15 protein-coding genes are annotated in these 14,011 nt (G+C 46.9%); 1 reads left to right on the top strand and 14 read right to left on the bottom strand.

Going from position 1 to position 14,011, the window contains the following annotated elements:
• Positions 1–46: 46 nt before the first annotated feature.
• From ACXAGL_RS18420 to ACXAGL_RS18470, 11 genes are all read right to left on the bottom strand, one after another.
• On the bottom strand, positions 47–1,813 hold the full coding sequence (locus tag ACXAGL_RS18420) for an ATP-binding protein (protein WP_474992405.1): 1,767 nt from the start codon (positions 1,811–1,813) through the stop codon (positions 47–49).
• Positions 1,813–2,529: a response regulator transcription factor gene (locus tag ACXAGL_RS18425; protein ID WP_474968720.1), complete on the bottom strand. Its 717-nt coding sequence runs from the start codon at positions 2,527–2,529 to the stop codon at positions 1,813–1,815. The genes ACXAGL_RS18420 and ACXAGL_RS18425 overlap by 1 nt, the downstream gene beginning before the upstream one ends.
• A 79-nt stretch (positions 2,530–2,608) precedes the next feature.
• A complete protein-coding gene (gene ccsB, locus ACXAGL_RS18430; protein WP_474968721.1) occupies positions 2,609–3,796 on the bottom strand; it encodes a c-type cytochrome biogenesis protein CcsB in 1,188 nt (395 codons plus the stop codon).
• Between the two features lie 16 nt (positions 3,797–3,812).
• Positions 3,813–5,447, bottom strand: a complete 1,635-nt coding sequence (gene resB / locus ACXAGL_RS18435) for a cytochrome c biogenesis protein ResB (protein WP_474992054.1) — start codon at positions 5,445–5,447, stop codon at positions 3,813–3,815.
• A 29-nt stretch (positions 5,448–5,476) separates the two neighbouring features.
• Entirely contained in the window at positions 5,477–6,028 is a 552-nt protein-coding gene (gene resA, locus ACXAGL_RS18440; RefSeq protein WP_474992056.1) for a thiol-disulfide oxidoreductase ResA, read from the bottom strand.
• A 53-nt stretch (positions 6,029–6,081) separates the two neighbouring features.
• Positions 6,082–6,819, bottom strand: a complete 738-nt coding sequence (locus ACXAGL_RS18445; RefSeq protein ID WP_474992058.1) for a pseudouridine synthase — start codon at positions 6,817–6,819, stop codon at positions 6,082–6,084.
• Between the two features lie 126 nt (positions 6,820–6,945).
• On the bottom strand, positions 6,946–7,461 hold the full coding sequence (locus tag ACXAGL_RS18450; protein WP_474968726.1) for a spore maturation protein: 516 nt from the start codon (positions 7,459–7,461) through the stop codon (positions 6,946–6,948).
• A complete protein-coding gene (locus tag ACXAGL_RS18455) occupies positions 7,458–8,048 on the bottom strand; it encodes a nucleoside recognition domain-containing protein (RefSeq protein WP_027954467.1) in 591 nt (196 codons plus the stop codon). Before ACXAGL_RS18455 ends, ACXAGL_RS18450 begins: the two co-directional genes overlap by 4 nt.
• Positions 8,036–9,106: a D-alanyl-D-alanine carboxypeptidase family protein gene (locus ACXAGL_RS18460; protein WP_474992407.1), complete on the bottom strand. Its 1,071-nt coding sequence runs from the start codon at positions 9,104–9,106 to the stop codon at positions 8,036–8,038. Before ACXAGL_RS18460 ends, ACXAGL_RS18455 begins: the two co-directional genes overlap by 13 nt.
• A gap of 139 nt (positions 9,107–9,245) precedes the next feature.
• Entirely contained in the window at positions 9,246–9,839 is a 594-nt protein-coding gene (gene scpB, locus ACXAGL_RS18465) for an SMC-Scp complex subunit ScpB (protein ID WP_474992060.1), read from the bottom strand.
• Positions 9,830–10,585, bottom strand: coding sequence for a segregation/condensation protein A (locus ACXAGL_RS18470; RefSeq protein ID WP_474992062.1), 756 nt, complete (start codon positions 10,583–10,585; stop codon positions 9,830–9,832). The genes scpB and ACXAGL_RS18470 overlap by 10 nt, the downstream gene beginning before the upstream one ends.
• Positions 10,586–10,772: 187 nt before the next feature.
• On the opposite strand from ACXAGL_RS18470, the gene ACXAGL_RS18475 reads away from it, so the two are divergent.
• Positions 10,773–11,237: a DUF309 domain-containing protein gene (locus tag ACXAGL_RS18475; RefSeq protein ID WP_474971362.1), complete on the top strand. Its 465-nt coding sequence runs from the start codon at positions 10,773–10,775 to the stop codon at positions 11,235–11,237.
• Between the two features lie 45 nt (positions 11,238–11,282).
• Here ACXAGL_RS18475 and ACXAGL_RS18480 read toward each other — a convergent pair whose 3' ends face one another.
• The 3 genes from ACXAGL_RS18480 to lysA form a co-directional block, all read right to left on the bottom strand.
• The gene (locus ACXAGL_RS18480; RefSeq protein WP_474968731.1) at positions 11,283–11,648 is read right to left on the bottom strand and encodes a GNAT family N-acetyltransferase; all 366 of its coding nucleotides are present in this window, start codon (positions 11,646–11,648) and stop codon (positions 11,283–11,285) included.
• Positions 11,649–12,153: 505 nt separating this feature from the next.
• Positions 12,154–12,588, bottom strand: coding sequence for a peptidylprolyl isomerase (locus tag ACXAGL_RS18485; RefSeq protein ID WP_027954473.1), 435 nt, complete (start codon positions 12,586–12,588; stop codon positions 12,154–12,156).
• Positions 12,585–13,898, bottom strand: a complete 1,314-nt coding sequence (lysA, locus tag ACXAGL_RS18490; protein ID WP_474992063.1) for a diaminopimelate decarboxylase — start codon at positions 13,896–13,898, stop codon at positions 12,585–12,587. The genes ACXAGL_RS18485 and lysA overlap by 4 nt, the downstream gene beginning before the upstream one ends.
• Positions 13,899–14,011: the final 113 nt, after the last annotated feature.

Below are 14,011 nucleotides of genomic sequence, written 5' to 3' on the forward strand. Positions count from 1 at the left end.
CGTCCAAAAAAAACGTAGAAGCAGCCTGCAGCAGGCAGCTTCTACGTTACGGATGGTAAGGGATCTTGAAGGTGAAGGTTGTCCCTTCTTTCAGCCGGCTGTGAACACTGATTGAACCTTCATGAGCCTCTACAATGTTCTTCGTGATGGCAAGACCAAGGCCGGTCCCTTTCTTGTAATTCTTATTTTCACGCTTTCTTGATTTATCTGCTTTATAAAAACGCTCGAATACAAACGGCAGATCCTCTTCAGGAATGCCGAGGCCGGAGTCACTGACCGCCCCCACCCATGCCCCGGTTCCGGCTTCCACACGAATCATGACTTCGCCGCCTGTTTCTGTATGACGGATGGCATTATCAATCAGGTTGGTAAACACCTGCTCGATCCGGTCGGGATCAAAAGAGGCCGTTTCCACTTGAGGATCTATAGCTGAATGAAGGATCACGCCCTTTTCATTCGCAACCCCCTGGAACTTCCTGATGATCTTATGCATGTAGGATTCCATATCCAACGTATCCATGGACAACTGGATATGCCCCGCCTCCATACGGGCCAGATCGAGCAGTTCATTGACGAGCCTGCCGATCCGAAGCGATTCATCATGGATAATCTGAGCCAGTTCATTCTTTTCCTCTTTGCTTTCCGCGATGTCGTCCACAATAGCTTCACTGTAGCCCTGGAGCATCGAAATAGGCGTGCGAAGCTCATGGGATACATTGGCAATGAAATCTTTCCTTAGTTTATCCAGACGCCTCTCATCTGTCATATCCCTTAGAACAGCCACCGCACCACGGATTTTCTGACGATCGTATAGAGGCGTCATTAAAATCACCCATGAACGCCCCTGCAGAGTTGCTTCTGTCATCAGCTCCTGTTCTTCGATAATGACGCGCTGCAGCAGTTCCTGTAATGGTTCAGGAAGATCTACGTGTCCATCTGCCCCTTGATTTTCAAACTCATATGCCTCCAAGTACTGTTCAGCAGGCGGATTGGATACAAGAACATCCCCTTGACGGTTCACGGTAATAACCCCATCCGCCATGGACCGAAGAATCCCGGACAGCTGTTCTTTCTCATGATTCAGGGCATTAATATGAAATTTCAGCTCCCGACCCATCCGATTAAAAGCCATAGCAAGCTCGCCGATTTCATCATGAGTACGGATCGGGATTTTCGTATTGAAGCGGCCTTTAGCAAGTTCAAGGGCGCTTTCCCTCATTTTTATCAAAGGCGAAGTAATTCTCGTCGACAAGAAGAAAGCAAAGATGGTAGTTAAAACAATGGCAATCCCTGCACCAAGGAAGATGATTTTAGTCGTTTGTTCAGAAGTCTCTTCAATCGTATCCAGCGACTGATAGACAAACACCGCCCCCTGACCCTCGGTGAGGGGTGTACCTACAACCATAATGCCGGTTTCTCCGGCACTCAGATCAGCTACCTTTTTCACGTCCATGCCTTCTTCCATAACCGTGGATAAATCAGGGTCGCTTCTAAACCAATCATAATTGATGACAGGAAGATTCTCAGAGGAGCTTTCCGCCGCAATCTGACGGTCCGGGCCCCACGTAATGACAGCCCGGCTCGCAGGATCTTTGACGAGTTCTGTCGTAGACAAAAGAAGATCCTCATCCGACTCATACCTCTCCACCACTTCCGATATTTTATCAGCGGTCTGGAGAAGATGCCGTTCCGCCTCAAGAATGTGGTAATTCTGAAAAAACTCCAATAAAAGGATGGTTAAAATAAACAGAACAAAACATACGAGAAAGAGGATGGTAAACCACAATTTACCTACGACACTACGCCAGAACATCAATCGCCGGAGACCTCAAATTTATAGCCGATGCCCCATACCGTTACAATCATTCCGGCAGCTTCTGCGGACACTTTACTGAGTTTTTCACGCAGTCGTTTCACATGGGTATCGACCGTTCTCAAATCCCCGAAAAATTCGTACTGCCATACCTCTTTCAAAAGCCTTTCCCTATCAAAAACCTTATCCGGGGCCTGCGCCATAAAATGCAGCAGTTCATACTCTTTCGGTGTCAAAGATACTTCATTCCCATCAGCGGTTACACGGTGGGCATCATTATCAATCGTCATATGAGGAAAAACAAGGACGTTGCGGGCAGAGGTTTCCGTTTCCAAAAACTTCGTCGAGGAAGACCTGCGCAGCAGGGCCTTCACCCGCAGAACCACTTCCCTCGGACTGAAAGGCTTCACAATATAATCGTCAGCCCCTGCTTCAAAGCCCTGGACACGATTCGCTTCTTCTCCTTTGGCCGTCAGCATAATCACCGGTGTCGCTTTCTTCTCACGCAGTTCACGGCAGACGTCAATGCCGTCTTTCCCCGGAAGCATCAAATCCAACAAGATCACATCATAATCTTCCTGGACCGCTTTTTGGAAGGCTTCTTCGCCATCCTCTGCCTCCTCAATCACGTAATCTTCTCTTTCAAGATACATACGGATCAACCGGCGGATACGTTCCTCATCGTCCACGACCAGTATTTTAGCTTCTCGTTCCATAATATCTTCCTCCATTACCATTTAAATCGATTGAATGTACAGCAAGGGCAGCACGATTCAAAACCGTCTGCCCTTGATCTTATGCATAAGAATGCAAACCTGAAATGATTAAGTTAACGGCGATCAAATTAAACATAATGATACCGAAACCACCAACAGCCAGCCAGGCAGACTTCATCCCCTGCCATCCGCGGGAAAGGCGGAGGTGCAGATAAGCGGCATAAAAGAAGAAGGTGATCAAAGCCCAGACCTCTTTCGGGTCCCAGCCCCAGAACCTGTCCCATGCCTGCTGGGCCCAAATCATAGCGAAGATCAGTGCCCCGAGCGTAAAGACCGGAAACCCGATGGCTACCGCCCGGTAAGACACTTCATCAACAAGCTCAGGATTAACCTTTTTCAACAGCGGCTGAATGACAGCCGCAATACGTCTGCGGAAAACGAGGCGTAAGCCCCAGTAAAGAACAAGTCCGCCAGCGACAGCCCAGAGGAATGTATTGAATTTCTTCGCTGCATCTTCGCCACGCATCCATTCAGGAGCATCAAACAAAGGAGATACCGCATCTTCAGTCAGTAATTCCCCTCCAGCAGGGCCTGCAATGGCGGGCATCTCATAGGTGATGGTCATCGGCTGTCCTTCGACTGGTGCTTCAAAATCCGCCTGGTAATTAAGAGCACTGAAGGTTGAGGAAAGTACGATAAACGCAACTGTAGCGGCAATGATATAGATGACAAACTCAAGCCACATCGTATGCTTGGATCGTTTCGTCTGATCCACCTGCCGGATAAGAAAGATTAAACCGGCGACAAAGCTTACGGACAGGATTCCTTGACCGAGAGAAGCTGTCGTTACATGAATATAAAGCCAGTGCGACTGCAGGGACGGGACGAGAGGTGAAATCTCTGTCGGAAACATGCTCGCAAATGCAATGAGAAGCAGAGCAATCGGCAGGGCAAACAGACCCAGCAGATCCACACGGTAAATAAAGTAAAGGACAATAAAAGCAAAAACGAGCATCATCCCAAAGAATGTCGTGTATTCAAACAAATTACTGACTGGGGCATGACCACTTGCTCCCCACCTTGTAAAGAAATATCCAAGCTGCGTAAGAAATCCTATGATGGTAATCGTAATACCGATATTTCCAGCCACTCTGCTGCTGCCTTTCTTCTTATCTCTTATTGTTCCCCCGAAGAAAAAGGTAGCCGTCAAGTAGATGAAAAATGCCGCATAAAGCAGGTTACTGCTTATGGTCGTTAAATCTCCCATGTTCATCCTCCTGACTCTATGATTTCATTTCGTGCTGATCGACGGGAGCTTCTATTCCTGTTCCCTCAATCGCTTTATCAATCTCCATCCTTAATGCATACCAGTTTTTATTCGTATGCCCTGCAATCCAGACACCATCACTTCTAGGCTGAAGCCAGATTCTGCGGTGGTTCCAGTACATGCCCTGGGCAACACCGATCATAAAGACAGCGCCTCCAAAAGCAATCAGCCAGAGCGTTTCATCCTTTTTCACGGTCAGACCGGTCACATCCCTGACATCAAATTCAGTCAGACCGAGCTTGTACTCATTTTCACCACCAGCATCAACATTGGCTCCTATACCGAGAAAACTGGTTTCAGGTTCAGACTCCCCTGGAGGAAATAATTGAAAAACAAAGGCCGGGTTCCTTGGATACTTCGACACGGAAACCGGTTCCCCATCTTCCAGTTCATAATCAGGAAAATAGTTGGCGATTTCCACCCTGTAGCCTCCGTCCAGTTCATATGTAGATTGAGGATCTGTCAGATCGACGGTGAATTCTCCATAGTTGGTCGATTCGTCATCCTTGTCATGAATCTTAAAGGACATTTCTTTGAATTCATTCAGCTGATAACTGGCTTGATAAAGGGCATAATCACCGAATTTCAAAGGATTGTTCATCGTGGATGCCCCTTCTTTGACCTGCTCCAGCTCCGGTTCAGCTCCCGGGACATCCGAATTGGTGCGCTCATAGATCACAGCATCCGTCCGGAAGGTTTTAGGAATGGCTCCATTCTGATTTTCAATCGCTTCTTTAAACCGGGCATCATCAGGATTATCCTTGTCATACGTTTCCAGTGTAAAAGCTTTATTTTCAATATAATACTGCCCATCCGTTCCGGAAATTAAAATGGTTTCCCCTTCCCGGACCCAGATGAATTCATCGACATAAAAAGCCGGGACGAATCGGAGAAGAGCCCCGATCAGAAAAATGATCAGGCCGATGTGGTTGACATACGGTCCCCACCGGGCAAACCGGTTTTTCTCCGCCAGCAGATGACCATCCTGTTCAAACACACGAAAACGCCGTTTCTTCAGGTTGGTTTTGAAACGCTCCACATCCACTTTCTGAGTTTCTGTCGTTCCGAACACCCGCTGTTTCTTCATAAACAACTCATGCCGTTTCGGCTTCTGGTTTTTCAAGGTTTTGTATAGAGGAAAAAATCGGTCGATGCTGGCAATAACGATGGAAATACCGATCATGGCAATCAGCAGCATATACCACCAGGAACTGAATAAATCATGAAAACCAAGCTGATAATAAATCTGACCTGCGATTCCGTATTGATCCCGGTAGTGGGTGGCCGGATCAGCATTCCCAGGTATAAACACTTCCTGTGGAAAAATCGTTCCTACTGCTGAAGCTATGACAGTAATAAAAATGAGCCAAACGCCCACTTTAACAGAGGAAAAGAAATTCCATATTTTATCAACCATCGTCCGGTTATACGTCTGGGACCTGCGGGCACTGCCATCATAGCGCATGTTCAGCAATTCCTTCTGATCATTGCCGTCAATATGCTGATTCCCCTCGATCGGTTTTCCGCAGGACTCACATAAAACGGTACCTTCGGGGTTTACGTGTCCACACTCACAGGTAATCTCATTCATAATAAAACCTCACAATATATAAGTAGACTCTATTCCTCTGGTGAAATCTCCTGCAGGTACCCCTCCAGTTTTTCCAATGTCAGCGGGCCGATCACCTGCTCTTCAATATCACCTTCCGGATTGATGAATAAGGTCGAAGGGATCGGACCGATGTTATACAGATCCATCACCTGTCCTTTTTTATCCTGAAGAATCGGGAAGGAGAGGTTATATTCATTCACAAAGTTTTCTACAACCAATTCTGTTGAATCCAGGTTGACGGCAAGGATCTCCACACCTTTTTCCTTATACTCGGCGTATAACTCTTCCATATAAGGCATCTCATCCTTGCACGGACCACAATAGGTGGCCCAGAAGTTCAGCATGACTCCCTGCCCTTCCAAATCACTCAATTGAACCGTTTCTTCCGTACCGAATTTCTTCAATTGAAAATCAGGCGCCTCTTCCCCTTTGGCAACAGCCACCTGATCTTCTTTTCCATTTGCCACGAGAGCAAAAACGACAAGGCCAATCATAACCGTCAGCATGGCAGCCCGGAAGATCAGCCTTTTTTTCTTTTTCCGGATGGTTTTCTCTTTCATAGCCGTCACTCCCAGATCATTATATCATCGATTGGAAAGTCAAAATATGAACGTTATTCAACATTTTCTTCAGCGAGCTGGCGCAGCTGTTTCACTTCAAAAGGCTTCAGAGGACGATAATCTCCGGCATTCAGCCCTTTAAGGTCCAGCGTTCCGTATCGTTCACGTTTCAGTTTATCTACCGGGAAACCGAGGGTATCGAACATACGGCGCACCTGACGGTTTTTCCCTTCATGCAGAATAACCTGAACGATTGCTGTATTTTTTCTGGAATCCGTAGAGTTGATTTTTGCATGGACAGCTTTTAAATACTCCCCGTCCACCGTGATCCCTTTTTTCAACTGCTTCAACTGTTCAGGCGTCGGAATCCCTTTCGTTTTTGCGATATATACTTTGTTGACTTCATGGCTGGGATGCATAAGCATATTAGCGAAGTCCCCGTCATTAGTGAGCAGGATCAAGCCGGATGTATCATAATCCAGGCGTCCGATCGGGAAAATCCTCTCTTTCACTTCAGGAAGAAAGTCCGTTACGACTTTCCGGCCTTTGTCATCGCTTACACTGGAAATCACACCTCTTGGTTTATAGAGCATGAAATAGACAGGTTCCTCTTTATCGATCGGGACACCCTCCACTTCAACATCGTCGTTTTTTCCAACCTTTGTTCCAAGTTCCGTGGTAATTTCACCATTCACTCTCACTTTTCCATCCAAAATCATCTGTTCTGCTTTTCTTCGTGATGCAACACCGGCATGGGCGATCACCTTTTGTAGTCGTTCCTTCTCTGCCATACGACCGTCACCAACTTTCTTCTGTTTCTAAAATCTCTCATGTCCCCTGCAGCTTTCCTTAAGCAAGTGAACATACCATTTACATTATACACATTCTATATAGGTTTGAACAAAAAAATCATCCTATCATTGGAATAGGATGATCACAATTATGATTGATGCCAGTATACCAACTAAATCTGCAAGGAGTCCAACCTTCAATGCATCGCCCATCCGCTTGATTCCTACAGCACCGAAATAGACGGTGATGATGTAAAGCGTAGTATCTGTGCTTCCCTGCATGACGGATGCCAGATAGCCGATGAAAGAATCAGGGCCGAACGTGCGGATCAGTTCTGTTGTCATACTCAATGCGGCCGTTCCCGAGATGGGCCGGATAAAAGCCAGCGGCAGAATTTCCTCCGGTGCGCCGAAAGCATTCATAACGGGTTCGAACAATACGAGCACCGCTCCCATAGCTCCTGAGGCCTGAAAGACGGCGATGGATACCATCATGCCTAGAAGGAAGGGCAGCAGGGACACAGCAATCTGCAGCCCTTCCTTACTCCCTTCTACGAAAACCTCATAAGAGGGAATCTTTTTTATGGTAGCCGTGACCAGTACGAGGCAGATGATTCCCGGAATCAGCCATATACTGATCATAATCCAAGCCTCCGCTTTCTCCTGTAATAAAAATAGCGGTCGATGCAGAGGGCGGCGCAGGTGGAAATGATTGTGGCCAGTATGGTAGCCCCGATGATCGATGTAGGGTCAGAGGATCCATATTTCATCCTGACCGCTATAACGGTTGTAGGAATCAACGTTAACGAGGATGTGTTGAGGGCAAGCAGGGTAATCATGGAACGGCTGGCATGGTCCGAACCGGATAGATCCTTCAATTCCTTCATCGCCTTCAGCCCCATCGGCGTCGCTGCATTCCCCAGCCCGAACATATTGGCCGTCATGTTCGATAAAATGTATCCAAGTGCAGGATGGTTGTCCGGGATATCTGGAAAGATCCGGCGGACTACAGGTTTAAATAACACAGCAAGTCCTCTTAACAATCCAGCTTCTTCCGCGATCTTCATCAGCCCAAGCCAGAACACCAGCACCCCCGCGAGACTGATCGTAATCATAACAGCCTCATCCAGCGTCTGAAATATCGCCTGGTTGACCTCTTTCATTGTGCCGTTGAATGCCGCATAAACAATACCGATGATTGCAAGAAGCGCCCAGATCAGGTTGACCATGGCGCCACCCCCATCATCCGGTGAAGAAAATCACCGACTTCCCGCAGAAAAGACTGCGACGGCCGTTCTTTCCAAACGGCTGCTTCTACGATTGGGACGCGGCCCGACTTGTAATAAGTAACCCCTGCCATGATTTCCGCCCCTTCTTCTACAGGGTAAAACACGGCCTCCAACTGCTCTTTTTCAGATGGAAGTAATGGATAAGCTAAATCTCTCGGTACATAATAGGTTTCTCCCCCCACGTTCACCGTGCCTTTCTTCTGCAGAAGGACGGTTTCAAAATGGGCGAATCCCCACTCGAACATGTTTCTATGATCATTCCAATCGTCCGGTGCATTCAAAGTGACCGCAATCAATTCCATTCCCTCTTTAGCAGCAGAGGTGACCAGCGTCCGTCCTGCTGCCTTGGTGAAACCTGTCTTTCCACCATTTGTCGGATCATAATACTGAGTGAGCATTTTGTTCTTGTTCATCCACGCATAGTCCCTGTTTTCTGAAAGGTAGGACTCGCTTCCCGTAATTTCACGAAACGTTTCATCTTTCATTGCATAAGCCATCAGCAGGCCTAAGTCGTAGGCGCTCGAAAGATGGGATTCCCCGTCCAGGCCGTGGGGGTTTTCAAACCGGCTGTCATTCATACCGAGCCATGCGGCCTTATCATTCATCATCTGGACAAAGCCTTCAACACTTCCTCCCACATGTTCAGCTATAGCAACCGCCGCATCATTCCCACTCCGGAGCATGAGACCATAAACAAGATCCTTTAAGCGGATACTTTCTTTTTCTGTTAGATAAATGGAAGATCCCTCTGTATACACGGCTCTCTTACTTACGGAAACCTTCTCATCCATTTTGCCTGATTCAACGGCAATCAACGCCGTCATGATTTTGGTTGTACTGGCAATCAAAGCTGGTTCGTAGGCATCTTTTTCATACAGGACCCGTCCGGATGCTGCATCCATCAAAACCGCATGCTCGGCTGATACAGACAGCGCTCCTTCAGCTTGAACCGGGTGTAAACTAAACCATTGGAAAGCGAGCAGGGCGGTCAAAATCATATATAAACACCTTTTCAAGAGGAGCTCCTCCCATTCTAGTCGTTTGCTACACCTTATGCCTGAATGTACAGGCATATGAATCATGAAGTTCCCGCCCAGTCGTAAAAAAATGCTGCCCCTGGATCAGGAGCAGCAAGTGTCAGTCTTCATCATTTAATGGATCTTTCTCAAATGTTTCAAAGAAAAGATCGGCATCTCCTGCCATATCCTCAGGGTGTTGCAGGTCCTCAAGAGGTGGAAGGTCGTCGATCGATGTCAAACCAAAGTAAATCAAAAAGTCCTTCGTCGTTCCGTAAAGAATTGGACGACCAATAGCGTCCTTGCGTCCTTTTTCTTCAATCAGACCTCTATTGACAAGGGTTTGTATAGAGCGGTCACTTTTCACCCCGCGCAGATCGTCCACTTCAATTCTCGTTATCGGCTGCTGATATGCGATGATCGCCAGCGCTTCCAGAGACGCCTGCGAAAGTCTGGTTGCGCTCGGGGAATCCAACAGACGTTTGTAGTAGGACGCATGCTCGGGTTTCGTTGTGAGATGCAGGGTCCCCTGGGACTCCATAATCATCAGCCCCCGGGATGGATGCATATAAGCTTCCTGCATACTCTCAATCAAATCATCTACAGAAGATTTGTCCATTCCCAACAAATCCATCAACTTCTTTTTCGGCACTCCTTCTTCACCGGAGGCAAACAGCACCCCTTCTATGATTGCTCTGTATTCCTCTAATTCCATGGGGCATCCTCCATCTTAAACACAATTAACTCTTCAAAATGCTTCTGCTGCACGCAGGTAATATCATTGCTTTTCATTAACTCAAGAAGGGCAATGAACGTAACGACAATATGGGGCCTCGTCCGTTTTTCGAACAACTGGTAAAACGGAGTCCCTTCTGGCGAACGCTGCATTTGATGTAATATTTCGTCCATACGCATCTGGATGGGAATTTCATCGCGCCGGACCCTGGCTTCATCGGGCTGCTTTTCTTTACTACGTTTCATCAGCCTGCCCATGGCCTGGATCATATCATAAACCGATGCTTCTCCCGGACGGACTTCCACCTTTTCCTCTTCCTGGTCCTCTACACTTAAAGGTGGACGCGTATAGATCCGATTGGCATCCAGCTCTTTCTGCTTCAATTCATCCGCGGCCTGCTTGTATTTACGGTATTCGATCAAGCGCCGCATCAATTCTTCCCGTGGGTCTTCTTCGAGTTCCATATCTTCCATATCTTCTTCCATTTGAGGCTGAGGAAGCAGCATCTGTGACTTTATAGCCAGCAGTGTTGCAGCCATCACCAAATATTCACTGGCAAGATCAAGTTCTAATTCCTGCATCGTGTGAATGTAATGCATGTATTGATCCGTTATCTGTGAAACAGGAATATCATAGATATCAATTTCGTATCGATTGATAAGATGTAAAAGAAGATCCAGAGGCCCTTCGAAGCCTTCCACTTTCACTTGGTAGCTTTTTGTCATGTTATTCTTCCTTTACCACTGATTCTTCTCTTTTATCATATCAGAAATGTTCTTATGCCAACAGGTGGTCTAAACGGTGCCCCTTGTAGATGAATGGGTGTATCCTATAAACTATAGAAAGCGGGCACGCCGGTTTCGAAAAAATGACGCGGACCAACAGGCTTCCGCTTGAAATGGAGTAATTGCAATGTACCCATCTCTTTACTTGGAATTTCTGGCCCATTTTCATGGGACAAGGGATTACTTTGAATGCCACGAAGTGCTCGAGGAGCACTGGAAAAATACAGACCCCGGCAACCGGCAGTCTGTATGGGTTCTGCTTATACAAACAGCTGTGGCTATGTACCATGACCGGCGGGGCAACCAAAACGGCGCTGTCACTCTTTTAAAAAGGTGCGTCCATCATATGCCTGCACAGCGGGAATCCCTTGTACATCTGGGGATTGATCCAGTCCACATGGAACAAAAGCTTTCCTCAGAACTCTGTCGTGTACGCAGCGGTGAACCTTATGTAAGCTGGAACTTTTCCATTACGGACCCACAGCTTTTACAGGATGTTGATGAAATCTGTCAAAGTTGGGGAGTGGCATTCGGGTCACCCAGCAGGATGGAAGATGAAAGACTGATTCATAAGCATAAGCGCAGAAGATAAATTTTCCCATGAGAAAAGAGGTGCCGCAGAGGCACCTCTTTCATCTTACAACTGGGAAGAAGCACTTTCCTCATCACATTTTTCAATGAACGTTTCTGTAGCTGTGTCAGCACAGATTTCACATTGATCTTTAAAGTGAAGACGGATGCTTTGAATCATCCTGCGTCCAATCCCCTGATTACGGTGGGATGGATTAACGGAGACGTGCTGTACGACGGCTCTGCCGTCCTCCAGACGGACGCCCACCGCCCCCAGAATATCTTCTTCTTTCCATAAAAACAGATACCAGTCAGGATCTGCATCATACCGCCGGATGACATCCTGCAGATTGCGGACGTCTGTAACTTCCGGCATAAAGGAAAGCAGACCCATAGCTATCTTTTCAAAAGATTTTTTATATCGAATCAGCATATTAACCCCTCAATTATGAAATAACTAATCGTATTGGTTATCCACATACATTTAAGTCATATCATTCTATTCAAGTAATTGTCCACTTGTCTGTCAGGCCGGACACCACGATTTTACATAACAATGCCAAACCAGTAAAACAGGCCCCAGCCAATGCTGAATAAAGCGAGAATGGTAAACAGTGTCCAGTTTTTCCATTTCATCTTGTATCCCCCGGTCGAACGAATTTCTTATCCCCGTTCAATAAGAATATAGCAACAGGATGAAATATTCAACCCTCTCTCCACAAGCGCAACAGACTACTTACGAGTAATGATACGCATGGCGCCTGTGACGGGAATCAGGCGGACACCCGGTCACCTCACGTCTCCCTCTCTCAATGAATGACTCACCGTTCATTTCATAAGCAGATGTAACCGCTCTTTTCCTCCCCGCCGGACAGAAAAAGAGGAGCCGCTGATCCAACAATGGGTCATTGTCTTTTCAAGCCGGCTCATCCAATACCTTATTTATCTTCTACTCTTACCTTCTGCATAACGTCACCGACACGTACACGGTCAACGATATCCACACCTTCAATGACTTTTCCAAATACCGTATGACGGCCATCAAGGTGAGGCTGCGGAGAATGACAGACAAAGAACTGACTTCCTCCTGTGTCCTTGCCGGCATGGGCCATAGACAAGGATCCGCGCTCGTGCTTATGCGGGTTTCCTTCTGTTTCACATTTAATTGTATATCCAGGACCACCAGTACCTGTTCCGTTCGGGCAGCCTCCCTGAATGACAAAGTCAGGAATAACACGGTGGAAAGTCAGGCCGTCATAAAACTCATCGTTGGCCAGTTTCTCGAAATTGGCTACCGTATTCGGCGCAGCTTCCTCATAAAGCTCAGCCACCATTTTCTCACCGTTTTCAAATTGAATCGTTGCTTGTTTCATTTCTCTTTCCCCTTTCCATTCTCGTATGACAAATCCAGTCTGGTCATATCCTGATAACTTTCTCTTTGGACGACCAGCTGATGTTCCCCGTTTTCCACAAACACAACTGCCGGTTTTTGAAAGCGGTTATAATTACTTGCCATAGCATAACCATACGCTCCTGTACTGAAAACTGCAAGTGTATCTCCATGCTCAACAGCAGGAAGCGCCACATCCCATATTAGCATATCTCCGGATTCACAGCACTTCCCGGCAATTGAATAGGTATTTTCTTTAGGCTCATTCATTTTTTCCGTAAGGGCGGCTTCATATTTTGCATTATATAAAGCAGGCCGGATGTTATCCGTCATTCCCCCATCAACTGATAGATAAGTCCGCACGTCCGGAATGTTTTTCACAGAACCTACTGTATAAAGGGTCGTACCCGCTTCTCCCACAATCGCCCGACCGGGTTCAATCCAGATCTCAGGCATCGGGTAGTCGAACTGACGGGATAAGGCTTTCACCTCTTTAATAAGAGCGTGTGCGTACTGATCCAGTTCAAGCGGCTGATCCTCTTCCGTATACTGAATCCCGAATCCTCCACCAAGATTGACGACAGAAGCTTCATAGTGATAGGTGTCCTTCCACTCGTGAAGGGTGCGGAATAGGCGCTGGGCAGCCATTTGAAAACCATCCGTTTCAAATATCTGGGAACCGATGTGGCAGTGAAGTCCCTTCATGTGTATATTCGGGTCCTCCTGGACTTTCTGAAACGCCTCCTCGGCCTGGCCGCTGCTCAAGTCAAACCCGAACTTGGAATCTTCCTGACCTGTGAGAATATAGTCATGGGTATGCGCTTCTATCCCTGGTGTAACACGAAGAAGCACATCCATCGTTTTATTTTGTTTTTTCAATACAGCGCTCAGCAGTTCAATTTCGAAGAAGTTATCGACAACAATGCATCCAATGCCGCAGCGCACAGCCATCTCAATTTCCTGGATGTTCTTATTGTTTCCATGCATATGGATTTTTTCTACTGGAAAACCTGCTTCGAGAGCAGTGTGAAGCTCTCCCTGGGAAACGACGTCAAGGCTAAGCCCTTCCTGATGGGCGACTTGAAGGATCGCTGTGGAAGAAAAAGCTTTACTGGCATAAGCGACCTGGGCAGGAACGTTATATTCTTCGAATGTACGTACAAACGCCTGCGCATTCGCACGGATTCGGTCGACATCATAGACAAATAACGGCGTGCCGTAGTGGTGGGCGAGCTCATTTGCCGGCACTCCGGCAATCATAAGCTGCCCTTGTTCATTTACTTCGTGATTCATACCATCCCGCCTTTTTTGTTCAAACGTATGTACTTGGAATAAAAAGAAAATGCCCTTTATTGGTAAAGGACATTTTTTTAATTGTCTATAATTTATCACATTGCTGAAAGACC

The sequence above is a fragment of the Halobacillus sp. ABA4_118 genome (assembly GCF_056160205.1).